Below are 25,472 nucleotides of genomic sequence, written 5' to 3'. Positions count from 1 at the left end.
GCTTGGCTAACTGTGATGAGACTAAAAGCCTGCACATACCCCAGCCCCATTAAAAAGAGACTTTCCCGATTCCATCCTGTTTAAAATCCCTTGTCATTATTCCCCCTTGTTGGAGGGGAACGCCGGAGAATCAAAGATTTCGCCCAAGTCTCAGTCAGAAGTTAAAAAAAATCTAAGTGGTGCTGCCCATGAGTTATTCTAAATCCCCAGAATCCGTCGTTGAAACACAAGAGCAAAAACCTGCCACACCCGAACTGCACCCAACCGATGCAGACAGCGATCTACCAGAGGATTTTCCCGCCGTTGTCGATCGCCCGGAACCTGTTGCTAAACCGCGAGCGCGCTGGCCCCTAATTGCCGCGATCGCGATCGCCACAGGCGCAGCAGGTTTCGGCTGGTACTCCTGGCAATCAGGCCAGAATCGCGCACCGCAACAGGCAGCAGCAGCCCAACCCCCAGGCATACCAGTCAAGATCGCAGCCGTACAAACCAGCTCAGTCGAAGATGCTTCCGAATTTGTTAGCAGCTTAGAAGCCAAGCGTTCGGTACAAATCAAACCCGAAGCAGAAGGGCTAGTCACGGAGATTTTTGTCCAATCCGGCGACTTCATAAATCAAGGACAAGCCATCGCCCGCATGAAAAGCGAGAGCGCCCAAGCTGACTTGAGGCAATCTCAAGCCAACCTGATCCGCGCTCAATCCCACTTAGCCGAATTGCAAGCAGGAGCCAGGCCCGAAGAAATCGCCCAAGCTCAAGCCCAAGTCGCCCAAGCCCAAGCCAACCTCGCCCAACTGCGATCGGGCTCTCGGCCAGAAGAAATTGGTCAAGCCCAAGCCCGCGTTAGCCAAGCTGAAGCCGACCTCGCCGATGCCCAAACAGGTAGCCTCTTAGAAGAAATCGCCCAAGCAAGAGCGCAAATAGAGGCAAGCACAGCCGAAGCAAAATTAGCCAGCCAGCAGTTGGCCAGATACCAGGAATTGGCAAAAGAAGGTGCAACATCTGCAAACACCCTCCAGGAATACATCCAAAAAGAAAGCACCGCCAAAGCCAACCTCCGAGAAGCTCAAAGGCGGTTCGAGCAGCGGCAAAAGAACAGACAAGCCGAGATCGATCGGCGCACAGCAGCCTTGCAACAGCAGCGGCAAGCTTTGCGGCAACTGCAAAACGGTTCGCGCCCAGAGGAAATAGCTGCATCTGAAGCAGAAGTCGCACAAGCCAAGAGCAGATTAGCCGAGTTAGCCAACGGCACCCGCCAAGAACAGCTCGATCAAGCAGAAGCGCAAGTTGCCCAGGCCGCCGCTCAAGTGCGCGGCTTTGAAGTACAACTGCAAGAAACTGCTGTCATCGCCCCCTTCGCAGGAGTCATCGGCGACATACCAGTGAAAGTAGGTGATTACTTGCAAAAAGGCAACGCCATTGCCACCCTGACAGAGAACCAATTGCTAGACTTGCGGTTATCAATTCCTTTGGAACGGCAGCCTCAATTACGCTTAGGGCTGCCAGTACAAATGCTCGACGCTCAAGGTAAGGCGATCGCGATCGGTCAAATCAGCTTTATCTCCCCCAACGTCAGCGCCAATTCCCAAACAATTTTAGCTAAAGCCACCTTTCCCAACCCCACCGGCGAACTGCTTAATCTCCAGTTTGTAAAAGCAAAAGTCATCTGGAAACAGAACCCCGGAATTTTAGTTCCAGTCACAGCAGTCACTCGTTTAGGTGGGGAAACTTTTGTCTTCACAGCTCAAAAGCCGGAACAGCCAAAACCTGGAATGCCACCTTTAGTAGCGCGGCAAAAGTCCGTGAAATTGGGAGCCATTCAGGGGAATAATTATCAAGTTATCGAAGGTTTGCAATCCGGCGAAAAAATTGTTACCGCAGGCATCCTTAACTTGACAGACGGCGCTCCCATTATGGCTCAAGAGGCAGGAGAAGGCGAAGGGAAAAAACTACCAGTGAGTGGCAAAAATTAATATGCAACCTCCAGTTATTTTCCCCCTTTTTAAGTAAGGCTATTTCATTCTTGTAGGGGCAGCCCCCCGTGGCTGCCCTGCCCCGATCCCTTCTGGATGGGGGTCGGCACGGGGGCACGACCCTACAATATCCGGTAAATCATACTAATTCTCAAAACTCATGCAACTGTATCTGTAGGGTGCGCCGCCACCCTTAAATCTTAAATAATATCCACAATCTTTGAGCGACGCACCGGTGCAGAATAGTGAGCGTAAAAAAACCCACACTCATCATTGTTGCAAGACAAGGCGAGAATTGGTATTAGCAATTACTCATTAGCCATCCGCAACTACCCATTACCCAAATAATGTTTGCAGATTTCTTTATTAAACGACCAGTCTTTGCTAGCGTCTGCGCCTTAATTATTATCTTGGTAGGCGCAATCAGCATTCCCACATTGCCGATCGAACGCTTCCCCGACATCAGCCCCACCCAAATCAACGTCACAGCCAACTATAGCGGTGCGAATGCTGAAGTTGTCGAAAATGCGGTAACAAACATCCTAGAAAGGCAAATCAACGGCATTGAAGGACTGAAATATCTAACTTCCAGTAGCACTAACAGTGGAACTAGCACCATTACAGCCACCTTTGATACTTCCCGCGACAAAGATATCGCCGCCGTCGATGTGCAAAATCGAGTTGCAGTCGCTCAACCACAACTCCCAGATGCCGTACAACGCACAGGAGTTACAGTTACAAAACAATCTAACAGCTTGCTGCTGGCTATAGGATTATTTACCGAAAATAAAGAATACGATACCATATTTTTAAGCAACTACGCCGACCTCTATTTAGCAGATACTTTAAAAAGAGTAAAAGGCGTTGGGGACGTGCGAATTTTTGGGGAAAGACGCTATGCTATGCGCCTGTGGATCGACCCCAATAAATTAGCGGCCCGTAATCTAACAATGCAAGATGTAACAAGAGCAATTAACGAACAAAACTTGCAAGTTGGAGTAGGAAGAATTGGTCAAGAACCCGCCCCAGAAGGGCAAATGTATCAGATAGATTTGAGTGCCGAAAGTCGTCTCAAAAGCCCCACAGAATTTGAAGACATAGTTATTAAAAGCGAAGCAAATGGAACTTTAGTTAAGTTAAAAGATGTCGGTAGAGCAGAATTAGGAGCCGAAAATTATAACTCTTTCCTGCGATTCCGAGCTAATGACGCTGTGGGTTTAGGGATATACCAATTACCCGGAAGTAATGCTCTAAATGTTGCCCAAGCCGTCAAAGCAGAAATGGAGAAATTAGCGAAAAACTTCCCTCCAGGGGTGATACATAGAACCGCACTAGATACGACTCAATTTGTCCAAGAGTCAATGGCAGAAGTAGTCAAAACTCTGTTTGAAGCAGTCTTGCTAGTGGTGATAGTTATTTTTGTTTTCCTGCAAGATTGGCGCACTACGATTATTCCCACCATCACAATTCCCATTTCCTTGATTGGGACATTTGCCTTTATCAAAGCTTTCGGATTTACAATTAACAGTTTGTCTCTATTTGGTCTTACCTTAGCAACAGGTTTAGTGGTTGATGACGCGATCATCGTAGTCGAAAATATTGACCGTCTAGTCCGCCAAGGTATGAATTCCCGCCAAGCAGCTTCCGAGTCAATGCGGGAACTTTTTAGTGCTGTAATAGCCACTTCCTTAGTATTGATGGCCGTGTTCGTACCCGTGGCATTTTTCCCAGGGACAACGGGAGCACTCTATAAACAATTTGCCTTAACAATTGCTTTTTCCGTGCTGCTTTCTACCTTTATGGCGGTTACTCTTACTCCCTCACTTGCCGCTATATTACTGCGCCCAGGTAAGAAGTTTGGCGGCCCGTTGGGCTGGGTGTTTAACCGCATTAATATTTTTCTGGATTGGACGCAAAAGAAATATAGAGATTCCTTAATATTCTTAACACGATTTAAAACCCTTGTTACCCTGTTGTTTATTGCTTCTCTGGGATTTACGGCTTGGCTTTATTTAGCAGTACCCACCGCATTTATCCCAGAGGAAGACCAGGGCTATTTTCTGACAATTATTCAAGGGCCTCAAGGCGTTTCGCTGCAATACACCCAGCAGGTGATGGACGGAGTTGAACAAGAAATCCTCAAAGTTCCTGAAGTTGTGGGAACTTTTTCTGTAGGTGGCTTTGGTTTTAGTGGTAATAGTTCCAACCAGGGGATTATATTTACTACCCTTAAACCCTGGAAAGAAAGGAAAGGTGAAGCTCAAACCGTACAAGCGATTATTGGTAAATTGCGGGGTAAGTTTTTCGCGATTCCAGAAGCGAGAATTTTCCCTGTGAATCCGCCGGCTATTCAAGGTTTAGGTCAATTTGGTGGCTTCCAATTTCAATTGCAAGACCGCAAAGGGAACAGCGGTTTAGATTCTCTAGTTCAGGCGATGGGCGGGATTTTAAAGCAGGCGAATCAGACGCCAGGATTGCAGGCGGTATTTAGTACGTTTGCTGCGAATACGCCTCAGTTACTTGTGGAGGTTGACCGCAATCGAGCTAAGGCTCTAGATATTCCCATTAATGATGTTTTCAGTACGTTACAAACGGCTCTTGGTTCTCAGTATGTGAATGATTTTAATCTGCAGCAGCGCAATTATCGGGTGTATGTTCAGGCAGATAAACAGTTTCGTGATAATCCTGAAGATATTGGGAAATTGTATGTCCGCTCTGGAAAAAATGAAATGATTTCTTTGAGCAATTTGGTGAAGATAACTCCGGTGGTGGGAGCGCAAACTGTTAACCACTACAATTTATATAGGTCAATTGAAATTAGTGGCTCTCCGGCTCCGGGAGCGAGTTCGGGACAGGCGATAAAATCGATGGAAAAGGTGTCGGCTGAAGTTTTGCCGTCGGGTTTTGGCTATGAATGGTCGGGGAGTTCTTTAGAAGAAATTGAGTCGGGGGGTCAAGCACCAATTATTTTTGGTTTGGGGCTGATTTTTGTGTTCTTGGTTTTGGCTGCTCAGTACGAAAATTATGTCGATCCTTTCATTATTTTGCTATCGGTACCTCTGGCGATTTTAGGTGCTCTTTTAGCTCAGTCGCTGCGGGGTTTGGCGAATGATGTTTATTGCCAGATTGGTTTGGTGATGTTGATTGGATTGGCGAGTAAAAATGCGATTTTAATTGTGGAGTTTGCTAACCAGTTGCGGGAGCAGGGATATTCAATTGCTAAGGCAGCAGTTGAGGCTTCTCAAGAGCGTTTACGACCGATTTTGATGACTTCTTTATCATTTATTTTGGGGATTGCTCCCCTAATTAACCCGGAAGGTGCGGGGGCGGCAAGTCGTAGATCGCTGGGGAATGCGATCGCGGGGGGGATGGTTGTTTCTACTGTCTTGAGTTTGTTTATAGTGCCGGTTCTGTATGTGGTGGTTGTCTCGGCTCGCGATCGCTTTAAAAAGCGCGATCGATTAGAAAATCTGCCCCATGATGGCACAACTTTGAACGGCAAAACGACTCCAGGCGAGGAGGTTGAACGCGATAAAGTATCGCCGCTGTAGTTGGTAATTAGTTCCTTTAACTATCCGGTTAGTGGTTCTTGCTGCAAAATATCCGACTATCTGTGCCACAGACTTTTTGATTGTTGCGACGCTGTGCGCCCACTCTCGGAGAAGATTTTTTGTACAGGTAGCGATCGCCCGATCGCCCCCCATCGTGCAATAATGATATGACTTGCACAAAAGCTCTATTAGTAGGTAAATTTTGCCTACCTTACCGCTACATATAGCGTCTCAACTGTCAACCCGTGCAAGTTCCCAATTAAACCGGCTGTTGCACTACACAAATTTTTCCTAATGGCTGAAGTCCCCCTAAATCCCGCAGAACTTGCAGAAGCCCTCAACGGCTTTACCGATATCAATTTCCAATTGCCAGACCCCGAAGACGAACAAATACCAGAGTTTGATTTTGAAAATCAGGTTGACAATGCCTGGAAAGTGTGCGATCGCTTCGACTTGCAAACCGACATTTGGCGGGGACGCATTCTCCGAACAGTCCGAGACAGAGAAAAAAAAGGCGGCGAAGGACGCGGCACAGGGTTTTTGAACTGGCTCAAAGAAAGAGAAATTGGCAAAAGTCAAGCGTATTCTTTGATAGAATTAGCTAATAGTGCCGACACTCTGATCCAGCAAGGAGATTTAGACCCAGATTCCATTAGAAACTTCAGCAAAAGAGCCTTTGTAGAAACGGCCAAAGCATCACCCGAAGTGCAGCAAATGGTAACAGATGCCGCAGCAAGTGGCGATCGCATCACCCGCCGCGAAGTCAAACAACTCTCCGACGAATGGATGGCAATGAACTCAGATTTATTGCCAGAAGAAGTCAAAGAAAAAGCATCTACAGGTTCTCTACCTTCCCGCTACCTCGCTCCTTTAGTCAAAGAAATGGAGAAACTCTCCCCATCTCACCAAAGCGAAATTCAAAAAGAAGTAGCAGAAAATCCCGACTTAGATACTGTCAAACAGCTAACATCCGACGCCAAGAACTTATCAAAATATCTCGACGCCGCCGCCCAAGTGCAAGCTCTCAATCAGTCTCATTTAGACATGGAAATGGCCTTAGAAGAATCTTTGCGAGTAGGCTGTTTGGGAACCACCGCCGACGTTGTAAAACAAGCCGCACAGCTAGAACAAACAGTAGTCAAACTCTACACGATTTGGAAGCGTTTAGGCAGTTTGGCAGATAGATTGTACGTGGATACAGGAGCAAGCACACCCAATTTGCGCTTGCTTTTGGGATGCTTGGACAGTCTTTCGGGAGAAAAGATTGAAGTGGATTTCGGAGACGGAGAACGCTCTATTCGCTTGCAAATTTTCAGCGAATAGCTCAACCTTGACCGCAGATAAATGCCAACCTCCCGGCTTATTATCGGCGTGTATTCCTGTTCATCGGCGGTGAAAATTTCTGATTTTTTTCCAAAGATAGCGAGGATTCAAATAACGCCGATATTTTGTAACTACTTCTTTTCCCAATATAACCACACTCAGCCAAAAACAAACTTCTGCCCCAACAGCCAAAACGACAGATAAAGTAGTTTTTTGCGTAATGTCCAGCGGCAGGAAGGGTACAATAAATAAGACTACTAACCACGGTACAAAAGATACGATAAATAAAAAAAAAACCGAGCTTCTGCATAGATTCACATAATACAGCTTTAATATCCCCTTTATATCTTAGTCTAGTTAAAGTGAACTTCGTTTGTATAGTAGCTATTTCAATCGCCGAGTGACTACAAACTCACATCTGGAACCAATGTTAGCAACAGGCAAGATGCCTGTTCCACAAGAACATTTAGTATTTGTGGAACAGGCATCTTGCCTGTTCTTGAGAATGGTGGCACAAATGACTACAAACTTAATTGCCAAGCATTTCCACCTCAATTCTTAATCCCCGTTAGCAACAGGCAAGATGCCTGTTGCACAAGAATATTTAGTATTTGTGGAACAGGCAAGATGCCTGTTCTTGAGAATGGTGGCACAAATGACTACAAACTTTATTGGGAAGCATCTCAAACTCAATTCTTAATCCCCGTCGCCGCAATCCCCCGAATAAACTGGCGCTGACCGGCCAAAAACAGCAACACCACCGGCACAGTTCCAATTACCACCGCCGCCATCAACAACTGCCAACTGCTAGTAAACTGTTCCTGAAACTCAGCCAAAACCAACTGCACAGTCCGCAACTGGGGCCGCGTCGTAAACACCAGCGGCTTAAACAAATCGTTCCACTCGCCGATAAAGGTAAACAAAAACAGCGTCACCAAAGCAGGGCGGGCCAAAGGTAACATCACCTGCCACAAAACCTGCCAGCGGTTAGCCCCATCCAGCATTGCCGCCTCCTCCAACTCCACGGGAACAGTCATAAAATACTGGCGCAGCAGAAAAATCCCAAAACCGTTAGCCGCCGTCGGCAAAATCAGCGCCCCGTAGGTATTCAGCAGATGGCCCCACTTCAAAACCAAGAAAATCGGAATCACCAAAAGCTGAAACGGAATTACCAGGGTTGCCAAAACCCCCAACACAATTGCCTGTCGCCCGCGAAACTTCAGCCTGGCCAAGGCGTAACCGGCCAAAGCAGAAGTTACAACCTGAAAACCCGTCACTGCGATCGCCACTAGAGTAGAATTAAGGAATGCCAACAAAAAATTGCCCCGTCGCCAAGCCTCCTGATAGTTTGCAAAAGTCAGGCCTGCAGCCTTGACACCGACACCAGATGGTGATAGTGAAACCCAAAATACAGCAGCCAGTGGCAGCAGCACCAGCGCAGCACCCGCCAGCAACACAATAAAACTCAGCAGTTCCAGCGCATGAGACCTGTCAAAGGATTTACCCATAAATTTGTGAATTAACCTAAAATAATAAGCCTGTGACGTTCTCCAACCCGATCGCCTCCCAGATTCCCATACAAGAACATAATAGTAGTAGAGGGAAAGAAGGAGTACCTAGGGAGGAAGTTGTGATTAGGATATAATGTTATAGATAGAGTTGGTACTGTAAAACCCTCAAAGGTGGAGACATAGACCGTATTTCTATCATCTATTTCCGGGCAAAAGATCGACTAACGACTAATTCAAGTAATTAGTAAATAGATAGCATTCTAGCGATAGTCTTTCTGGAGTGTTCGAGGGCAAAAGTCCGGCAAACACGCACGCTTGACGCCAGTTTTTCCCGGAACGTCAAAGAAAAGTTCTTTGTCGAAAGCATCCTCAGCTATAATCTGTGATTTAGATGGGGTGCGTTCAAAATAGGTAAAGTGTACTGTCACTGACCCCCCATTTTAAAGGGGTTTCCCAACATCCCGCAAGCTTATATAAGGAGACTACATATCTATGCCCCAGCTTGAGGCCAGCCCAACAATTGACTTTCAAACCGAAACTTACAAAGATGCTTACAGCCGCATCAACGCCATTGTGATTGAAGGCGAACAAGAAGCTCACGATAATTACCTGACACTGGCCGAACTGTTGGCGGACAAAAAAGCAGAGTTAGTTGGGTTGTCCAAGATGGAGAACCGCCACATGAAAGGCTTCCAAGCTTGTGGCCGGAATCTAAAAGTCACGCCCGACATGGCATTTGCCAAAGAGTTCTTTTCGGAATTGCACAGAAACTTCCAGACGGCCGCGGCCCAAGGTCAGATTGTAACTTGCTTGCTGATTCAATCGCTAATTATCGAGTGTTTTGCGATCGCAGCCTACAACATCTACATCCCCGTCGCCGATGACTTTGCTCGCAAAATCACCGAAGGCGTCGTCAAAGAAGAATACACCCACCTCAACTTTGGGGAAGTCTGGCTGCAAGCTCACTTTGAGGAATCCAAAGCCGAACTCGAAGCGGCCAACCGCCAAAACCTGCCTATCATCTGGAGACTGCTAAACTCTGTCGCAGACGATGCCCGCGTCTTGGGAATGGAAAAAGACGCTTTAATCGAAGACTTTATGATTGCCTACGGCGAAGCCCTAGGCAACATAGGCTTTAACAACCGCGATATCATGCGGATGTCAGCACAAGGCTTAGCAGCCTAGTTAATTCGGACATAAGGAATGGGAAAAAAATTAAAAATTAAAAAATAAAAATGGGATACCTCATTTTAAAATATAAATTTTTAATCTTCCCATTTTCCCTCTTCCCTTTTCCATCTTCCCTTTTCAATCTTCCTTCATTTGACAACTTAATGTTTGGTCTAATCGGTCACTTAACCAGCTTAGAACACGCCCAATCAGTAGCTAACGAGCTGGGCTATCCAGAATATGGCGATCAAGGTCTAGATTTTTGGTGCAGCGCACCGCCCCAAATAGTCGATCAGATCACGGTAACAAGCATCACTGGACAAAAAATAGAAGGGCGCTATGTCGAGTCCTGTTTTCTGCCAGAAATGCTAGCAACTCGCCGGATTAAAGCAGCTACTCGCAAAATCCTTAATGCGATGGCACACGCTCAAAAAAACGGGATTAACATCACTGCTTTGGGCGGCTTTTCTTCGATCATTTTTGAGACTTTCAACTTGCAGCAAATTAAGCAAATTCGCAATCTCAAGTTGGAGTTTGAACGCTTCACCACTGGTAACACTCACACGGCTTACATCCTCTGCCGCCAAGTAGAAGAAGCAGCCCCAAAATTGGGAATTGAACTTTCAAAAGCCACTGTAGCGGTTTGCGGTGCTACTGGGGATATTGGCAGTGCGGTGTGTCGCTGGCTCAATGTTAAAACAAATGTAGCAGAATTGTTGCTCATCGCCCGCGACAAAGAACGATTGCAAGATTTGCAATCGGAATTGGGGCGAGGGAAAATTATGGACTTGGAAGAAGCCCTGCCCCAAGCGGATATTGTAGTCTGGGTAGCCAGTATGCCCAAGGGAGTAGAAATTGACCCTAAGACATTGAAGCAACCATGTTTATTGATTGACGGTGGCTATCCGAAAAATTTGGCAACTCAGGTTCAGCATCCGGGAATTTACGTACTCAATGGTGGCATTGTGGAGCATTCCCTCGATATTGAGTGGAAAATCATGAAGATTGTCAATATGGATGTGCCGGGCCGACAGTTGTTTGCCTGTTTTGCTGAATCAATGCTGCTGGAATTTGAAAAAATGTATACCAATTTTTCTTGGGGACGGAATCAAATTACTGTGGAAAAGATGGAGCAAATCGGTCAGATTTCTGTCAAGCACGGTTTCAGACCTTTATTAATGTCAGTTTGATGTTAAAAGTCAACTGTTAAATTTGAAAATTTAATAGTTGACTTTTTATTTGGCATCGGAACAATATTTGGGGGAGTGCAGCGCGATCGGGAAGCTCGCGCTATATGATAATGATGATGTGACTGACTTGGATATCATACAAAATTTAAAACTCAAAATTTCCAAATTTCCTCTCTTTTTCAGCATCCCCTGACAGGGTAGGATCGGAAAATAGTCGATCGACTTTCACCTTAAAACCTTATAGAAATTATCAGCGTGCCAAACCCAGACCGTAAACCCTTACTCTTAGATTTTGAAAAGCCCCTGGCCGAACTCGAAACCCGAATTCACCAGATTCGCGAACTCGCTCAAGAAAACAGCGTCGATGTCACCGACGAAATTCGCAAACTCGAAGCGCGTTCAGCCCAACTGCGACAAGAAATTTTCAGCAGCTTGTCCCCCATGCAGCGGCTGCAACTCGCCCGCCACCCGCGCCGCCCCAGCACCCTCGATTACATTCAGGCAATTAGCGACGAGTGGATCGAGCTTCACGGCGATCGGCGCGGCGGAGACGACCCGGCCCTCGTCGGCGGAATTGCCCGCATAGACGGGCGTCCCACAGTCATCATCGGCCATCAAAAAGGGCGCGACACAAAAGACAATATCGCCCGCAACTTCGGCATGGCTGCTCCCGGCGGCTACCGCAAAGCCCTGCGGTTGATGGAACACGCCGATCGCTTCTCCATGCCAATTTTCACCTTTATCGATACTCCGGGGGCTTGGGCGGGCTTAGAAGCAGAACAGCTCGGACAGGGAGAGGCGATCGCCTGCAACCTCCGAGAAATGTTTCGCCTCGACGTTCCCATTATTTGCACCGTCATCGGCGAAGGCGGTTCCGGCGGCGCATTGGGTATCGGTGTCGGCGAGCGGCTGTTGATGCTGGAACATTCCGTCTACACCGTCGCCACCCCCGAAGCTTGCGCGGCGATTCTCTGGAAAGACTCTGGTAAAGCTAACTTGGCCGCAGAAGCTCTCAAAATCACTTCCTGGGATTTGAAAAACCTCGGCATTCTCGATCAAATAGTACCAGAGCCGATCGGCGGCGCTCACTCGAATCCCCTCAAAGCTGCGTCCATACTCAAACAAGCTTTGTTAGAAAACTTAGCAGAACTAACCCAGCTTACGGGTCAGCAGCGACGCGATCTCCGGTATCAAAAATTTCGCCACATCGGTGTATTCACTGAAATTGCGGCTTGAGCCGATCGATTCAGAGTTATCAGTTGTGAGTTAAAAATTCTTAACTTTAAACTCATAACTCACAGGTCATTATTCTGCGGATCTGTCAGCAGTGTTATAATTTCTCAGGTGACACGGCTTAACAGTTCTTAATGTTTATCTCATAATTAACTGTTATCGCCCGCAGCAGACAGTTGTCTAATTTGCCGAAGAAGGCTGCAACGCTGTAGGGAGTTGCCGAGGGAAAGTATTAGGACATTGAATGAACCATCCAACAACAAAGCAGGCTCTGATTACCGGAGCCAGCAGCGGTATTGGCAAAGCGACGGCTCTAGCGTTCGCCGCCGAGGGCATAAATCTGGCCTTAGTTAGCCGAGAGTCGGAAAACTTAGAAGCCGTTGCCGCAGCAGCCAGAGAAGTCGGAGTGAAAGCAGAAGCTTATCCCTTAGACTTGGCAAAACTCGAGCAAGTGCAAAGCAGCATCAGCGCGATCGCAGCTCAATTAGGTGCCGTAGATATCCTGGTCAACAGCGCTGGCATGGGCTACACCGGCTCCTTGACGGAAACGCCCCTAGCCGACTGGCAGAGCGTTCTAGACCTCAATCTTACTAGCGTTTGGCAGTGCATTCTAGGAGTTTTGCCGTCAATGCGCGATCGCGGATCGGGAATCATCATCAACGTTTCCTCGATCGCCGGCAGCCAAACCTTCCCCAATTGGGGAGCCTACTGCGTCAGTAAATTTGGTCTCATGGCTTTGTCTAAAACCTTAGCCGCCGAAGAACGGGCTCGCGGAATTCGCGTCACAGCAATCTGTCCGGGTTCTGTCAACACTCCCATGTGGGACACAGACACCGTGGACGCCGACTTCGATCGCACCGCCATGTTAACCCCAGAAATCGTCGCCCAATCAATTCTGCACGCAGTTCAGTTGCCAGCGAGTGCAGTAATTGAAGAAATCACGCTCATGTCCAACGCAGGAGTTTTGTGAACTTGAGATTTTAGACTGCTCGATTTTTCTCGAATTCAACAATCTTTGAATCTCTAGCTATAGCGGTTCTCAGATAAATGAGGTATACAGAAACCCTGTAATGTCAACCTTTTCAGGTCAAAATTCGTACCTCGCCTTTTTGAGAAAGGCTATATATCCCCCAATCGAAAATCTAAAATCTAAAATCTAAAATCGATTCACCCTCACACCAACTTGTTATGACAATTGCATCTTCCGCCGATTCCAATGGCTCGAACTCACTCTCGACTGACAGCATGAAACTGTTACAAACCGCAGACAACAACACCCCGCGCATCCCAACTCGACCCGATCGCAATTCCTCGCACGGTCAAGAATCCAGCGTGCCCAAACCATCAGAAGTAGGCATGGAAGAAATGATGGAGGCCGTTCGCACAATGCTGCTGGGAGTAGGAGAAGACCCCGAACGCGAAGGATTGCTCAAAACCCCAAAACGGGTAGCAGAAGCAATGCGGTTTCTCACCAGCGGTTACAGTCAATCCCTAGAAGAACTCCTCAACGGCGCTATCTTTGACGAAGGCCACAACGAAATGGTACTGGTACGAGACATCAGCGTATTCAGTATGTGCGAACACCATATGCTGCCGTTTATGGGTAGAGTTCACGTCGCTTACATTCCCAACCAAAAAGTAGTGGGATTGAGCAAATTAGCCCGAATTGCTGAAATGTACAGCCGCCGATTGCAGGTGCAAGAACGTTTGACACGCCAGATTGCCGAAGCAGTTCAGACAATATTGGAACCGCAGGGAGTAGCTGTAGTAATGGAAGCCAGCCATATGTGCATGACGATGCGGGGTGTGCAAAAACCCGGTGCTTGGACAGTTACGAGTGCCATGTTGGGCGTGTTTCAAGATGAACAGAAAACTCGCGAAGAATTCCTGAATTTGATCCGCCACCAACCGGCATTCTTTTAGTCATTAGTTATTAGTCATTAGTCATTAGTCATTAGTCATTAGTCATTCACTTTTTTCTTGGTGGCTAGCGATCGAGCAATTTGGTCACTAGCCCCCAGATTCATCCGCAGTCGCAATCTAAAATCTAAAATCTAAAATCTAAAATCAGATGACGATCGACTGATAAACCCATAAAATAGACGGGTGACTCATGACTTGTGACTAAATGAATCCTATCAAATTCGGTACAGATGGCTGGCGCGGCATCATTGCTGACGATTTTACATTCGATCGCGTAGCGTTAGTCGCTCCCTTAGCGGCACAAGTTCTCGCACAAACCGGCGGCAGCGATAGCAGCAGCGGTACCGTAATTGTCGGTTACGACCGCCGATTTCTGGCTGAAGAATTTGCCTTCACAGCGGCTGTTGCCGTCCAAAACGCAGGATTTGACGTGCTGCTGAGCGAATCCTACGCCCCCACTCCAGCTTTCAGTTTAGCTGCCAAACAACTAAATGCTTTGGGTGCGATCGTCCTGACAGCCAGCCACAATCCCGGTGCATATTTAGGGTTAAAAGTCAAGGGCGGATTTGGCGGTTCAGTTTCGCCGGAAGTTACTCAACAAATAGAAGAAAAACTCGAAAATCCGGGGACACTTTCAGCAAACCCCGGCAAATTGGATAATTTCAATCCTTGGCCGGCTTACTGCAAAACCTTGCGGGAAATGGTAGATATTGAAGCGATTAAAGAAGCGATCGCCAGCGGCCAAATTACAGTATTTGTAGATGTAATGCACGGGGCCGCAGCCGGAGGACTAGCTCAAATTTTAGAAGAAACAGTACACGAAGTCAACAGCGATCGAGATCCGCTGTTCGGCGGCGGTGCACCCGAACCTTTGCCGCGCTACCTGTCGCAGTTATTTCGGCTGATGCGAACTCACCAGCGAAAAAGTTCTGGTTTGTCCATTGGATTTGTATTTGACGGAGATAGCGATCGAATTGCAGCAGTTGACTCTAGCGGCAACTTTCTGAGCTCACAAATCCTAATTCCCATATTAATCGAACATTTAGCTTCACGGCGCGGCTTGACCGGGGAAGTCATCAAAACAGTCAGCGGTTCAGACATAATTCCCAAAATTGCCAAACTGTACGACTTGCCATTATTTGAAACGCCGATCGGTTACAAGTATATAGCCGATCGAATGTTAACCACCCAAGTCTTAGTCGGCGGCGAAGAATCGGGAGGAATTGGCTACGGTACGCACATCCCCGAACGAGATGCTTTACTGGCAGCCCTGTACTTATTAGAAGCAGTGGTCAAATCCGGGGAAGACTTAAGCGAAATTTACAGCAGACTGCAACAAGAAACCAGCTTTACTTCAGCGTATGACAGAATCGACTTGCACCTAGCAAACATGGAAGAAAGGTCGCGTTTGCTGTCGCTGCTGCAAAATCAACCATTAACAGAAATCGCCGGCAAAGCAGTTGTAGATTGCAACAAAGTTGACGGATATAAATTCCGCTTAGCAGACGGAAGCTGGCTGTTAATTCGGTTTAGCGGAACCGAACCAGTGTTGCGGCTGTATTCAGAAGCAGCGACATTGAAAGAAGTCATGCAAAACTTAAACTGGGCGAAAAATTGGGCGCATAATTAATCGGACTTTTCCACCGCAGATAAACGCAGATGAACGCGGATGACTCGATCTCAAATCTCTCTTTCTCTGCGTCCTCTGCGCCCTCTGCGGTAAAAAAATATTACTCACAATGAAAGACTATTGCTATCTCAGATAAATTTTAGGATAAAACAAGATGGCATACAGCGATTTCAGCCTTGCGAGAGTCAAAAAAGATTTTGGATTAACCTTAGATGAAACTCGCAATTTATTTGCCGAAACAAAACCAGTTTCACCATCATAAATTTTAACAACAATCCTGATTGATTATGTACCGCTAGCAACTTTTATTTCCACATAAAAAGCTCGCTCAGAATTTTTGATTGCCCCGATATTAGCCGAAGTTCGGAGATTGTTAAATAAACGAGTTTCTCTTTTTTCCGGTAAGGATTTTACTGTCGATCCAGAAAGAGGTTTGCAAGGATTTTGCGATTATATTATTAGCGGATCTCCAGAACAATTGTTCGTCAGTGCTCCGGTTATAACAATTTTTGAGGCCAAAAAGGAAGATATCATTGGCGGTTTGGGTCAATGCGTAGCCGCAATGGTAGCGGCCCAATGTTTCAATCAAAACCAAGACACTGAGGTCGATCGCATTTACGGCGCGGTGACGACGGGTACTAACTGGAAATTCTTGATTTTGGAGGAAACTACTGTTTATATCGATCCGATTGAATACTATATTCAAGATGTTGATAAGATTTTAGGAATTTTGTTGCAACCATTTTCCCAATATGTTTGTTAATATGGAGCCGTAAGTTTTAATAGAAATAATGACCGATCGCAAATTGCTAGTTGTCGCTACGGGCAATCCGGGTAAACTCAAGGAAATGCAAGTTTATCTTCAGGATTTGGGATGGAAATTGGAGCTCAAACCGGAAGAGTTGGACATCGAGGAAACAGGCGAAACTTTTATTGCTAATGCTTGCTTGAAGGCGTCTGAAGTCGCAAAAGCAACGGGCAAATGGTCGATCGCCGATGATTCTGGTTTAATGGTAGATGCACTCAACGGCCAACCCGGCATTTATTCCGCGCGCTACGGGAAAACCGATGCTGACAGGATCTCTCGGCTTCTCGCAGAATTGGGTAGCGAACAAAACCGGGAAGCACAATTTGTTTGCGCGATCGCGATCGCCCGTCCCGACGGTACAATTGCCTTGCAAGTAGAAGGAATTTGCCGAGGCGAAATCCTGCACACTCCTCGCGGTACGGGAGGTTTCGGATACGATCCCATTTTCTGCGTACCCGCACAGCAACAGACTTTTGCCGAAATGACACCGGATATCAAGCGATCGCACTCTCACCGCGGCCGAGCCTTCCACGCTCTCATACCACAAATGGCGAACCTTGTCAACCCCTCATGAAGAAGAAAGCCAAAACAGTGGGTCACTGTGGCATTGGATATTGACACTTAGGTATCAAAACTAAACAGGAAATAGGTTTTTTGTTGGCAATTACCAATTACCAATGCCCGATGCCCTGTTTGCCCAATGCCCAATGCCCCAGTATCTTAGATTGCCTCCAAGTTCTTTTCCCCAGTCCGAATCCGAATAATTTGTTCTACAGGAGAGATGAAAATCTTGCCGTCGCCAATCTCGCCCGTGCGGGAAGCCGCGATAATTTTATCAACCACCATGTCAACCTGATCGTTTTCCACAACAATCTCGACCTTGAGCTTTTGCAAGAACTCAACAGTGTACTCAGAACCGCGATAGCGTTCTGTCATGCCCTTCTGACGGCCAAAACCTCTAACTTCAGAAACAGTCATCCCCACAATACCAGCATTGACGAGTGCGATTTTCACTTCGTCTAGTTTAAAGGGGCGAATAATAGCTTCAACCTTTTTCAAATTTTTCACTCCTAACAGTTAGTACCTTCGTTATATTACTTAATCGGCGTGACATCTTTTAATATCACGGCCAACAGCAAGTATTTTGTCAAGTATATTACCCTATCTTGTACTCGCGATGAAATGCACGCCAACCTTTAACAATATTCTCGGATTTTCCAGGGGCGCGGGTTCTGGGGTCGGGCCGATCGCGGTAGAGTTAAGAAGACGGCAGCAGTCGTCGCCCGCCGATCTGCTAAAACAGAAAAAGAACCCAGGAGACAGGATTTTTCCGAGTTTCCGCTTTGCTATGTCGTCAGATTTGCACGTATTGCTGAAAACTATAATTGCCAGAGGCGGTCAGTTAAACTATTCCTATGCACCCAGCCAGCCCTCCCCCTGACCGCAGCGGGCTAGATGCCCTACTGAGAAATCGCCCCTTCCTCGCCTTGTGGACGGGTCAGTTATTGGCCCAAGTGGCGGATAAAATCTTTTACGTATTGCTGATTATTCTGCTGAAAACCGGCGACTACCGACCCTGGCCGGTTTCTTGGCAGCATTCGGAAAATTCTATGCTGTCAGCGGTGATGATCGCCTACACCGTGCCAGCGATCGTCTTTGGTTCCGCAGCCGGTATCGTGGTAGACCGCTTTTCCAAAAAGCAAATGCTGATCGCCTGCAACGTGATTCGAGCCGGGTTGATTGTAGCTTTACCGTTTTTGCCCAAAGCTTTTGTCATTTTGTTGACAATGACGTTTTTGGTCTCTACTGTAACGCAATTTTTTGCTCCTGCAGAAGCGGCAGCCGTCCCCCTGACCGTGGGGCGAGAGGGACTGATGTCAGCAAATGCTCTGTTCGCCTCGTCCACAATGGGCGGGATTATTATCGGGATGACGATCGGCGAACCGCTGTTTAGTTGGGTCAAACACAGCTTCGGATCGGCTTCTCAAGAGTTTTTGCTGGGCGGGTTGTACCTGATATCAGCAGGTTTGATCTATGCCATGCAGATCAAAGAAGGTCATGTCGGCAGCAGTGGCAAAAACGTCCATCCTTGGCAAGACCTCAAGGAAGGTTTGCGGTATGTGAAACACAATCACCTTGTCAGCAATGCGATGGTGCAGTTGACGATTTTGTATTCCGTGTTTGCGGCGCTTCAGGTGCTGGCGATCGCGCTTTCAGGCAAAATAGGTCTCAAAGAAACTCAATTTGGCTTTTTACTCGCTGCTGCGGGAATTGGAATGGTCTTCGGCGCAGCCTTTTTGGGACACTGGGGTCATCGAATGCACCACAAACCTCTACCTTTAATCGGTTTCTTGATGATGGGTTTTGTATTAGCAATGTTTGCCTTTACTCGACAGTTATGGGTGGGATTCGGATTGAGCGCTCTGTTCGGTTTTGGTGCTTCCTTAATTAACGGCCCGATGCAGGCTCTGATTCAAGAAAAAACTCCAGAATCTATGCGGGGTAAAGTCTTTGGATTTGAAAACAATGCGATTAATATTGCTCTGAGCCTGCCTTTAGCCATTACTGGCCCGGTGACTGATGCTGTCAGCAAAGCAGTCGGCTCGGATGACCTCGGCTTGCGGATCGTGTTGCTGAGTTTGGGCTTTTTGGTCTCGGTGATGGGTATGGCAGCTTGGAAACATACTCGCAAAGTCTTTCAGGATGTTCTCTGAACTTTGCCAAGAAGGAAGTTCGGCAACGAGCAATGTACGGGATGTAACGGATGCAAGGAAGAGGGAAGAGGGAAGAAGGAAGAAGGAAGATAGAAGAGGGGATGGGTGTCAACTTAAGGTCAAATGTAGTACCGCTCTACTGTTAGACGATAACTGTCCAGATCCCCTGATAGTGGGGGGGAACAGGAGAATTCTCTTTAGTTTCCCTTAAGAACGGGAATGGCAGCGGCATAGATACTCGCGTCTAAACAAGATTTATCAAGGGTTTTAGGTGATTGTTGACACCAATGGGAATAGGATCGAGGGCTTTCTTTTCGCGATCGATCTATAACATAGCAACCGCCCTGATGATTGGGACGTTCTTAATTGCTGAAACGATTGTTTTTCTTGTCCAATGCCGAATCGCGAATGCTATACAAGCGTCATATAGCGGTAAACCGGCATAGAAGCCGCGATTTCGTCTGTTTTTTTCTGCCTCTGCTGTTCGACAATTTCTCGATCGGGCGAACCCTATCCGATCGCGAAATCTTTTGTAAAATCTCACAAGTTAAATTTTCATAGGATCGTCAATTAAATAATTTCCCTTTTTTCTTGTGGGGTGGGCGTCGGGCCCAGAAAGGACGGGCGGGACGCCCATCCCAGAACAGTCATGGAAAGTGGATTTTATTTAATTCTCATCCCATAGTTTCATTAATTGAGATTAAAGTAGTATAAAAGCTTTCATTAAAAATCATAATTAGTTTAAGGAAGGAAATTCTGTGCAACTAAAAACTAAAGTGACCATCAGACGTGCAACTGGTGGATTTGCTCTGATTGACAGCTTGATCCGCCACGGCGTCAAGCATATTTTTGGTTATCCCGGCGGTGCAATTCTGCCGCTTTACGACGAACTCTACCGCGCCGAAGAAACTGGCGCTATCAAACATATTCTGGTGCGCCACGAGCAAGGCGCGGCTCACGCGGCCGACGGGTACGCCCGCGCTACCGGACAAGTTGGGGTTTGTTTCGCAACTTCCGGGCCCGGCGCAACTAATTTGGTGACGGGGATTGCGACGGCCCACATGGATTCGATCCCGATGGTAATTATTACCGGTCAGGTGCCCCGTGCGGCGATCGGCACTGATGCGTTTCAGGAAACTGATATTTACGGGATTACCCTGCCAATTGTCAAGCATTCCTATGTAGTGCGCGACCCCAGAGATATGGCGCGAATTGTCGCTGAAGCTTTCCACATCGCGAGTACAGGGCGGCCGGGGCCTGTGTTGGTTGACGTGCCCAAGGATGTAGGTTTGGAGGAATTTGACTATCTCCCCGTAGAACCCGGATCTGTGAGAATTCCGGGCTACCGGCCGACGGTGAAGGGAAATCCGCGGCAGATCAATCAAGCTATTCACTTGCTGAAGGAAGCGAAACGTCCTTTGCTTTATGTGGGCGGCGGGGCGATCGCGGCAGGGGCCCACGAAGAAATTAAGGAACTCGCCGAACTTTTCCAATTGCCGGTCACGACAACGCTGATGGGCAAAGGTTCCTTTGACGAAAACCATCCTTTGTCGGTGAAAATGCTGGGGATGCACGGCACTGCTTACGCTAATTTTGCCGTTACCGAGTGCGATTTGCTGATTGCTGTGGGGGCGAGGTTTGACGATCGCGTGACTGGCAAATTAGACGAGTTTGCCGCGCGCGCAAAGGTGATTCACATCGATATCGACCCGGCGGAAGTGGGCAAAACTCGCGGCCCTGACGTGCCGATTGTCGGAGATGTCCGCCAAGTTTTGCTCGATTTGCTGCGCCGCTGTCGGGAGACTGGAGTTTCGGGGAAAGCCGGACAGACAGGGGAATGGCTGCACAGGATCGATCGGTGGAAACAGGACTATCCGTTAGTTGTGCCTCATTACCCAGACATTTTGTCTCCGCAAGAGGTGATTTCGGAGTTGGGTACTCAAGCGCCGGATGCTTACTACACGACGGATGTCGGTCAACATCAAATGTGGTCGGCTCAATTCTTGAACAACGGGCCGCGCCGCTGGATTTCGAGCGCTGGTTTGGGCACGATGGGTTACGGAGTGCCAGCGGCGATGGGCGCGAAAATGGCGCTACCCCATGAGCAAGTGATTTGTATTGCTGGCGATGCTAGCGTGCAAATGAATATTCAAGAATTGGGAACACTAGCACAATACGGCATTAATGTCAAGATTGTGATTGTAAATAATGGCTGGCAAGGCATGGTGCGGCAGTGGCAGCAGGCATTCTACGGAGAGCGTTATTCGTCGTCGAACATGACTGTGGGGATGCCGGATTTTGTGATGCTGGCTGAGGCTTACGGCGTGAAGGGGATGCTGGTTTCAGGGCCGGAGGAACTCAAAGATGCGATCGCCCAAATGCTCGCTCACGAGGGCCCGGTGCTGATGAACGTGAAGGTGACGAGGGACGAAAACTGCTATCCGATGGTAGTTCCAGGTAAGAGCAACGCTCAAATGGTTGGTTTGCCCGATCGTAGCAAGTTGCAATCTGCGGAGTTGATTTATTGTCCGAGTTGCGGCGCGAAGAATGTTTCGACCAATAACTTTTGTCCTGAGTGCGGGACAAAAGTTTAAGCAGTTTTGAGTGGGGACTTAGGCATTGCTTATTAGTCTCAACTTAGTCATAGATTGCTGTTTACTGCCGAGGCCAGATCCCCCTAAATCCCCCTTAAGAAGGGGGACTTTGAGATCGCTCCGGTTCCCCCCTTCTTAAGGGGGGCTAGGGGGGATCTGGCCTCGGATAAAAGCGAGAGATACAAAGGTTTCAGACTTAAGTTCATACGATGAAAGGCAATGCGATGTCCTTACCTGACTCTGCTGTTTCACATTAAACACCATCTCCGCTGGCATCGCATCGAGAGCTTTAATCTATAATCTCTAAGCATATTTTATGAGCCAGTGTCTAAACCCTGATTGCCTATTCCAAAACCCGTCTGGCTATACAAAATTTTGTCAAAAATGTGGGAATAAACTGCTATTGGGCGATCGCTACGGAGCCCAAAAAATTATTGGACAAGGGGGATTTGGGCGCACTTTTCTAGCTGTTGACGAGTATAAACCATCTAAACCTCCCTGTGTTATTAAACAATTCTACCCCCAAGTTCAAGGCACTTCTAGTATCCAGAAAGCTGCTGAGTTATTTGAGCTGGAAGCAGTACGCCTAGAACAGTTGGGTAAACATTCTCAAATTCCCGAATTATTAGCATATTTTAGTCAAGATGGACGGCAGTATTTAGTCCAAGAATTCATCGACGGTGAAAATTTAGCCCAAGCACTAGAATCTAAAGGATATTTTAGCGAAACGCAGATTCGCGACTTGCTTAATAATTTATTGCCAGTATTCGAGTTCATTCATTCCCGCCAAGTAATTCACCGAGATATCAAGCCAGAAAATATTATTCTTCGGCAAGATGGGCAACTGGTTTTAGTGGACTTTGGAGCCGCGAAATATGCGACACAAACAGCTCTAGCGGTAACGGGAACGAGAATCGGGACGGCTGGATATACGGCACCAGAACAAGCCAACGGCAAAGCTATTCATGCGAGTGATATTTATAGTCTGGGTGTGACTTGTCTGTGCCTGTTAACTCAGGTTGAACCGATTGATTTATTCGATGATAGCGAGTTTGAGTGGGTGTGGCGAGAACACTTAAAAACATCTGTCAGTTCGGAACTGGGTCAGATTTTAGATAAAATGATACAACCTGCTATTAAAAAACGTTATCAATCTGCTACTGAAATTTTGCAGGATCTTGGTACTCGATCGCCTCAATCATCAGCTAAAGTACCTCCTCCGCCACCAGACTCGCTTAAATCAGCGCGCGGAGTTGACTATACTCGTCTCCGGGATTTATTGGCAGCAGGAAAGTGGAAAGAGGCGGATCGGGAAACATTCAAGGTGATGTTAAAAGCTGCTAGACGGGAGAAGGAAGGTTGGTTCGATACGAACTCGATCGAGAATTTTCCTGGCGATGATTTGCGGACGATCGACAAATTGTGGGTAAAATACAGTCAGGGTCACTTTGGCTTTAGCGTCCAGAAAAAAATTTGGTTAGAAATAGGCGGTAAAGTTGATTATGACACTGAATGCAAGCTAGGCGATCGTGTGGGTTGGAGAAAGAGGAGAAAGGGGAGGAAAGGTTGGTTAGAGTACGATGATTTAACCTTTAATCTAGAAGCACCACGGGGGCACCTCCCGTCGTGTGCGCGTGTGTTTGCGTGGGGGGGAGAAGGATTGGGTTGGGTTGTTGGGGTGTTGGGGTGGTTGGGGTTGGTTGTGTGGTTCTCTCTTCTCTCGCATCGAGAGCTGTAAGCTGTAATCTATAGCGATTTGGGTCCTTTGTCAAGTCTTTTTTTGAGAACCTTTTTCTACGAAGTTATCGGCTTTTGGTCATCTCATTACCTGTTACGCTTTGATATCACTCTTCAAACAACAGACTTGCGAAATTCGGGTCATAGCAATTGGCTAACACAAACTGTTTAGGGTTCAGAAACCGGGTTTTTTACCAAATATTTGGTTGTAGTCAGCAGATTCGGTAAAAACCCGGTTTCTTTGGTCACTGGATAAATCCTAATCTACTCTAAATTCGAGATAAAATGATGCGTTATGCCATTGTGATTGAAAAAACACCCAATAATTATTCAGCATATCCACCAGATTTACCCGGATGTGCAGCCACAGGCGCAACCCTTGCAGAAATACAGCAGCAAATTAAAGAAGCGATCGAATTTCACTTAGAAGGATTGCGAGAGGAAGGTTTACCGATTCCCCAACCAACTACGCTTTGTGACTATGTAGAAGCACGATAATCTCAGAAACCCGGTTTCTTTCTAGATTTCTCGTCACTCAACGCAAAACTCGTAGAAACCGGGTTTCTAGCCCCCATGCTTAAGCCATGAACTTACGCACTAATGCCAAAGAAACCGGGTTTTTTACCTAATCTGTGGGTGACAACGAAAGATTTTCGTAAAAAAACCCGGTTTCTGAGATATGGGAAAATTCGCGGGAGTAACAAATGAATCTTTATTTGGGAATAGATTTCGGCACGACTGGCGCTCGATCGACTGTCATAGACTCCCAGGGTACAATACATTGTGAGACAGAATATACTTTTGCCAACGCACAAAAGCCGGAATTGCCCTCGGTGTGGCAAAATGCGCTGTGGGCTGTAATTGAGCAAATTCCCCCAACAATCCGCAATCAGGTAAGGGCGATCGCCCTTGACGGCACATCTTCCACTGTCATGCTGTGCAATACCGACGGTATACCTGTATGTGAGCCGATTTTATACAATGATGCGCGCGGTGCAGCGGTGACAGAGAGGTTGCGGGCGATCGCGCCCGACAACCACACAGTATTAAGCGCTACATCCAGTCTGGCTAAACTCCTGTGGTGGCAGGAGGGCGGGCTAGAAGCCCAACCCCTACTCCCCACAACACAATTGAGTCTTTGTGGAACAGGCATCTTGCCTGTCAGTCTTTGTGGAACAGGCATCTTGCCTGTGGTTGAGAAGCTTTATTTCCTGCATCAAGCTGACTGGCTGGCCTTTCTGCTGCACGGAAAATTAGGAATTAGCGACTATCACAATGCTTTGAAACTCGGTTTCGATGTTGATACTTTGTGCTATCCGAATTGGCTGATAGAGGGCATTGCAGGCGCTGCAACTCCTGAATTGCCGCAAGTTGTCGCACCGGGCACGCCTGTGGGGGAAGTGAGAGCTCAAGTGGGCGATCGCTTCGGTTTTCCCCGCGATTGTATGGTTTGTGCTGGCACAACCGATAGCATCGCCGCATTTTTAGCAAGCGGTGTCAATTTACCAGGGGAAGCAGTAACTTCTCTCGGTTCTACACTAGCAGTCAAACTGTTAAGTCATACCCGCGTAGATGATTCTAGATACGGGATTTACAGCCATAAATTAGGCGATTTGTGGTTAGTTGGAGGTGCTTCTAATACCGGAGGTGCAGTGCTGCGACACTTTTTTACTGATGTTGAGTTGGATAATTATAGCACACAGATCGATCCAGAACAAGAGAGTTTGCTGGATTATTATCCATTGTTGAAAAAGGGCGATCGCTTTCCGATTAACGACCCGAATTTGCCGCCGAGACTCGAACCGCGTCCAACGGATTCAGTGGAATTTCTACACGGTTTGCTAGAAAGCATAGCGCGGATTGAAGCGCGGGGATATCAATTATTGCAAGAATTGGGTGCAACTGCTTTGACAAAAGTTTATACTGCTGGCGGGGGGGCAAAAAATCAGGTTTGGAGTGCGATTAGAAAGCGTTATTTAAAAGTCCCTGTAGTAACGCCAATTCATACTGCGGCTGCTTATGGAAGTGCGTTATTGGCGAAGCATGGAACGCAAATTTAAAAGTGGTAAATTTGGACTGATATCGCAGTAGATTAAAACGAAAATGAGACGAAGCAAA

The 25,472-nt window shown here is 47.3% G+C and carries 21 protein-coding genes; 17 read left to right on the top strand and 4 right to left on the bottom strand.

Annotated features, from left to right (window positions below; translation table 11 throughout):
- The first annotated feature begins 188 nt into the window (after window positions 1-188).
- Window positions 189-1,970 (top strand): efflux RND transporter periplasmic adaptor subunit, encoded by a 1,782-nt coding sequence (locus QUA50_RS13260; protein ID WP_333264649.1) that lies wholly within the window; start codon window positions 189-191, stop codon window positions 1,968-1,970.
- A gap of 347 nt (window positions 1,971-2,317) precedes the next feature.
- On the top strand, window positions 2,318-5,521 hold the full coding sequence (locus QUA50_RS13255) for an efflux RND transporter permease subunit (RefSeq protein WP_333264650.1): 3,204 nt from the start codon (window positions 2,318-2,320) through the stop codon (window positions 5,519-5,521).
- Window positions 5,522-5,549: 28 nt separating this feature from the next.
- Here the strand turns inward: QUA50_RS13255 and QUA50_RS13250 are convergent, their stop codons facing one another.
- Complete coding sequence (locus tag QUA50_RS13250; protein ID WP_333264651.1) at window positions 5,550-5,699, bottom strand: hypothetical protein; 150 nt, start codon at window positions 5,697-5,699, stop codon at window positions 5,550-5,552.
- Window positions 5,700-5,815: 116 nt separating this feature from the next.
- On the opposite strand from QUA50_RS13250, the gene QUA50_RS13245 reads away from it, so the two are divergent.
- On the top strand, window positions 5,816-6,844 hold the full coding sequence (locus tag QUA50_RS13245; RefSeq protein WP_333264652.1) for a hypothetical protein: 1,029 nt from the start codon (window positions 5,816-5,818) through the stop codon (window positions 6,842-6,844).
- Between the two features lie 60 nt (window positions 6,845-6,904).
- Here the strand turns inward: QUA50_RS13245 and QUA50_RS13240 are convergent, their stop codons facing one another.
- Both QUA50_RS13240 and QUA50_RS13235 read right to left on the bottom strand, forming a co-directional pair.
- Window positions 6,905-7,162, bottom strand: coding sequence for a transporter suffix domain-containing protein (locus QUA50_RS13240; protein ID WP_333264653.1), 258 nt, complete (start codon window positions 7,160-7,162; stop codon window positions 6,905-6,907).
- A 371-nt stretch (window positions 7,163-7,533) separates the two neighbouring features.
- Complete coding sequence (locus QUA50_RS13235; RefSeq protein ID WP_333264654.1) at window positions 7,534-8,352, bottom strand: carbohydrate ABC transporter permease; 819 nt, start codon at window positions 8,350-8,352, stop codon at window positions 7,534-7,536.
- Window positions 8,353-8,847: 495 nt separating this feature from the next.
- Between QUA50_RS13235 and QUA50_RS13230 the strand changes: the two genes are divergently transcribed.
- The 8 genes from QUA50_RS13230 to rdgB all read left to right on the top strand — a co-directional run bounded on the left by QUA50_RS13230 (window position 8,848) and on the right by rdgB (window position 16,883).
- Window positions 8,848-9,540 carry an aldehyde oxygenase (deformylating) gene (locus QUA50_RS13230; protein ID WP_333264655.1) on the top strand — a complete coding sequence of 231 codons (693 nt, stop codon included), beginning with the start codon at window positions 8,848-8,850 and terminating at the stop codon, window positions 9,538-9,540.
- A gap of 149 nt (window positions 9,541-9,689) precedes the next feature.
- A complete protein-coding gene (locus QUA50_RS13225; RefSeq protein WP_333264656.1) occupies window positions 9,690-10,715 on the top strand; it encodes a long-chain acyl-[acyl-carrier-protein] reductase in 1,026 nt (341 codons plus the stop codon).
- Window positions 10,716-10,970: 255 nt separating this feature from the next.
- On the top strand, window positions 10,971-11,951 hold the full coding sequence (gene accA / locus QUA50_RS13220; RefSeq protein ID WP_333264657.1) for an acetyl-CoA carboxylase carboxyl transferase subunit alpha: 981 nt from the start codon (window positions 10,971-10,973) through the stop codon (window positions 11,949-11,951).
- A 241-nt stretch (window positions 11,952-12,192) separates the two neighbouring features.
- Window positions 12,193-12,918, top strand: coding sequence for an SDR family oxidoreductase (locus QUA50_RS13215; RefSeq protein WP_333264658.1), 726 nt, complete (start codon window positions 12,193-12,195; stop codon window positions 12,916-12,918).
- Window positions 12,919-13,136: 218 nt separating this feature from the next.
- Window positions 13,137-13,871 carry a GTP cyclohydrolase I FolE gene (folE, locus tag QUA50_RS13210; RefSeq protein ID WP_333264659.1) on the top strand — a complete coding sequence of 245 codons (735 nt, stop codon included), beginning with the start codon at window positions 13,137-13,139 and terminating at the stop codon, window positions 13,869-13,871.
- A 205-nt stretch (window positions 13,872-14,076) separates the two neighbouring features.
- Window positions 14,077-15,501, top strand: a complete 1,425-nt coding sequence (locus QUA50_RS13205; protein ID WP_333264660.1) for a phosphoglucomutase/phosphomannomutase family protein — start codon at window positions 14,077-14,079, stop codon at window positions 15,499-15,501.
- A gap of 337 nt (window positions 15,502-15,838) precedes the next feature.
- On the top strand, window positions 15,839-16,264 hold the full coding sequence (locus QUA50_RS13200) for a hypothetical protein (protein ID WP_333264661.1): 426 nt from the start codon (window positions 15,839-15,841) through the stop codon (window positions 16,262-16,264).
- A gap of 28 nt (window positions 16,265-16,292) precedes the next feature.
- Window positions 16,293-16,883, top strand: coding sequence for an RdgB/HAM1 family non-canonical purine NTP pyrophosphatase (gene rdgB / locus QUA50_RS13195; protein ID WP_333264662.1), 591 nt, complete (start codon window positions 16,293-16,295; stop codon window positions 16,881-16,883).
- Between the two features lie 146 nt (window positions 16,884-17,029).
- On the opposite strand, the gene QUA50_RS13190 is transcribed toward rdgB, so the two are convergent.
- Entirely contained in the window at window positions 17,030-17,368 is a 339-nt protein-coding gene (locus QUA50_RS13190; RefSeq protein WP_006633346.1) for a P-II family nitrogen regulator, read from the bottom strand.
- A gap of 118 nt (window positions 17,369-17,486) precedes the next feature.
- Between QUA50_RS13190 and QUA50_RS13185 the strand changes: the two genes are divergently transcribed.
- The 6 genes from QUA50_RS13185 (at window position 17,487) to QUA50_RS13160 (ending at window position 25,414) form a co-directional block, all read left to right on the top strand.
- A complete protein-coding gene (locus QUA50_RS13185; RefSeq protein WP_333264663.1) occupies window positions 17,487-17,750 on the top strand; it encodes a hypothetical protein in 264 nt (87 codons plus the stop codon).
- A complete protein-coding gene (locus QUA50_RS13180; protein ID WP_333264664.1) occupies window positions 17,725-19,023 on the top strand; it encodes an MFS transporter in 1,299 nt (432 codons plus the stop codon). The genes QUA50_RS13185 and QUA50_RS13180 overlap by 26 nt, the downstream gene beginning before the upstream one ends.
- 758 nt (window positions 19,024-19,781) lie before the next feature.
- On the top strand, window positions 19,782-21,617 hold the full coding sequence (ilvB, locus tag QUA50_RS13175) for a biosynthetic-type acetolactate synthase large subunit (RefSeq protein ID WP_333264665.1): 1,836 nt from the start codon (window positions 19,782-19,784) through the stop codon (window positions 21,615-21,617).
- A gap of 316 nt (window positions 21,618-21,933) precedes the next feature.
- Window positions 21,934-23,355 carry a serine/threonine-protein kinase gene (locus QUA50_RS13170; protein WP_333264666.1) on the top strand — a complete coding sequence of 474 codons (1,422 nt, stop codon included), beginning with the start codon at window positions 21,934-21,936 and terminating at the stop codon, window positions 23,353-23,355.
- 284 nt (window positions 23,356-23,639) lie between these two features.
- Window positions 23,640-23,852, top strand: coding sequence for a type II toxin-antitoxin system HicB family antitoxin (locus QUA50_RS13165; RefSeq protein WP_333264667.1), 213 nt, complete (start codon window positions 23,640-23,642; stop codon window positions 23,850-23,852).
- 206 nt (window positions 23,853-24,058) lie between these two features.
- Window positions 24,059-25,414, top strand: a complete 1,356-nt coding sequence (locus QUA50_RS13160; RefSeq protein ID WP_333264668.1) for an FGGY-family carbohydrate kinase — start codon at window positions 24,059-24,061, stop codon at window positions 25,412-25,414.
- Window positions 25,415-25,472: the final 58 nt, after the last annotated feature.

The sequence above is a fragment of the Microcoleus sp. M2_D5 genome (genome assembly GCF_036701935.1).
In the GTDB taxonomy this organism is placed as follows: Bacteria; Cyanobacteriota; Cyanobacteriia; order Cyanobacteriales; family Microcoleaceae; genus Microcoleus.
The sequence above is the reverse complement of the archived record's forward strand: the minus strand, read 5'-3'. Positions and strand labels throughout refer to the sequence as shown.

Excerpts from the sequence above, each read along its gene's own strand:
- QUA50_RS13260 (WP_333264649.1), top strand. The coding sequence starts at position 189 with ATGAGTTATTCTAAATCCCCAGAATCCGTCGTTGAAACACAAGAGCAA.
- QUA50_RS13255 (WP_333264650.1), top strand. The coding sequence starts at position 2,318 with ATGTTTGCAGATTTCTTTATTAAACGACCAGTCTTTGCTAGCGTCTGC.
- QUA50_RS13245 (WP_333264652.1), top strand. The coding sequence starts at position 5,816 with ATGGCTGAAGTCCCCCTAAATCCCGCAGAACTTGCAGAAGCCCTCAAC.
- QUA50_RS13235 (WP_333264654.1), bottom strand. The coding sequence starts at position 8,352 with ATGGGTAAATCCTTTGACAGGTCTCATGCGCTGGAACTGCTGAGTTTT.
- QUA50_RS13230 (WP_333264655.1), top strand. The coding sequence starts at position 8,848 with ATGCCCCAGCTTGAGGCCAGCCCAACAATTGACTTTCAAACCGAAACT.
- QUA50_RS13225 (WP_333264656.1), top strand. The coding sequence starts at position 9,690 with ATGTTTGGTCTAATCGGTCACTTAACCAGCTTAGAACACGCCCAATCA.
- QUA50_RS13215 (WP_333264658.1), top strand. The coding sequence starts at position 12,193 with ATGAACCATCCAACAACAAAGCAGGCTCTGATTACCGGAGCCAGCAGC.
- folE (WP_333264659.1), top strand. The coding sequence starts at position 13,137 with ATGACAATTGCATCTTCCGCCGATTCCAATGGCTCGAACTCACTCTCG.
- QUA50_RS13205 (WP_333264660.1), top strand. The coding sequence starts at position 14,077 with ATGAATCCTATCAAATTCGGTACAGATGGCTGGCGCGGCATCATTGCT.
- rdgB (WP_333264662.1), top strand. The coding sequence starts at position 16,293 with ATGACCGATCGCAAATTGCTAGTTGTCGCTACGGGCAATCCGGGTAAA.
- QUA50_RS13185 (WP_333264663.1), top strand. The coding sequence starts at position 17,487 with ATGAAATGCACGCCAACCTTTAACAATATTCTCGGATTTTCCAGGGGC.
- QUA50_RS13180 (WP_333264664.1), top strand. The coding sequence starts at position 17,725 with ATGCACCCAGCCAGCCCTCCCCCTGACCGCAGCGGGCTAGATGCCCTA.
- QUA50_RS13170 (WP_333264666.1), top strand. The coding sequence starts at position 21,934 with ATGAGCCAGTGTCTAAACCCTGATTGCCTATTCCAAAACCCGTCTGGC.
- QUA50_RS13165 (WP_333264667.1), top strand. The coding sequence starts at position 23,640 with ATGATGCGTTATGCCATTGTGATTGAAAAAACACCCAATAATTATTCA.
- QUA50_RS13160 (WP_333264668.1), top strand. The coding sequence starts at position 24,059 with ATGAATCTTTATTTGGGAATAGATTTCGGCACGACTGGCGCTCGATCG.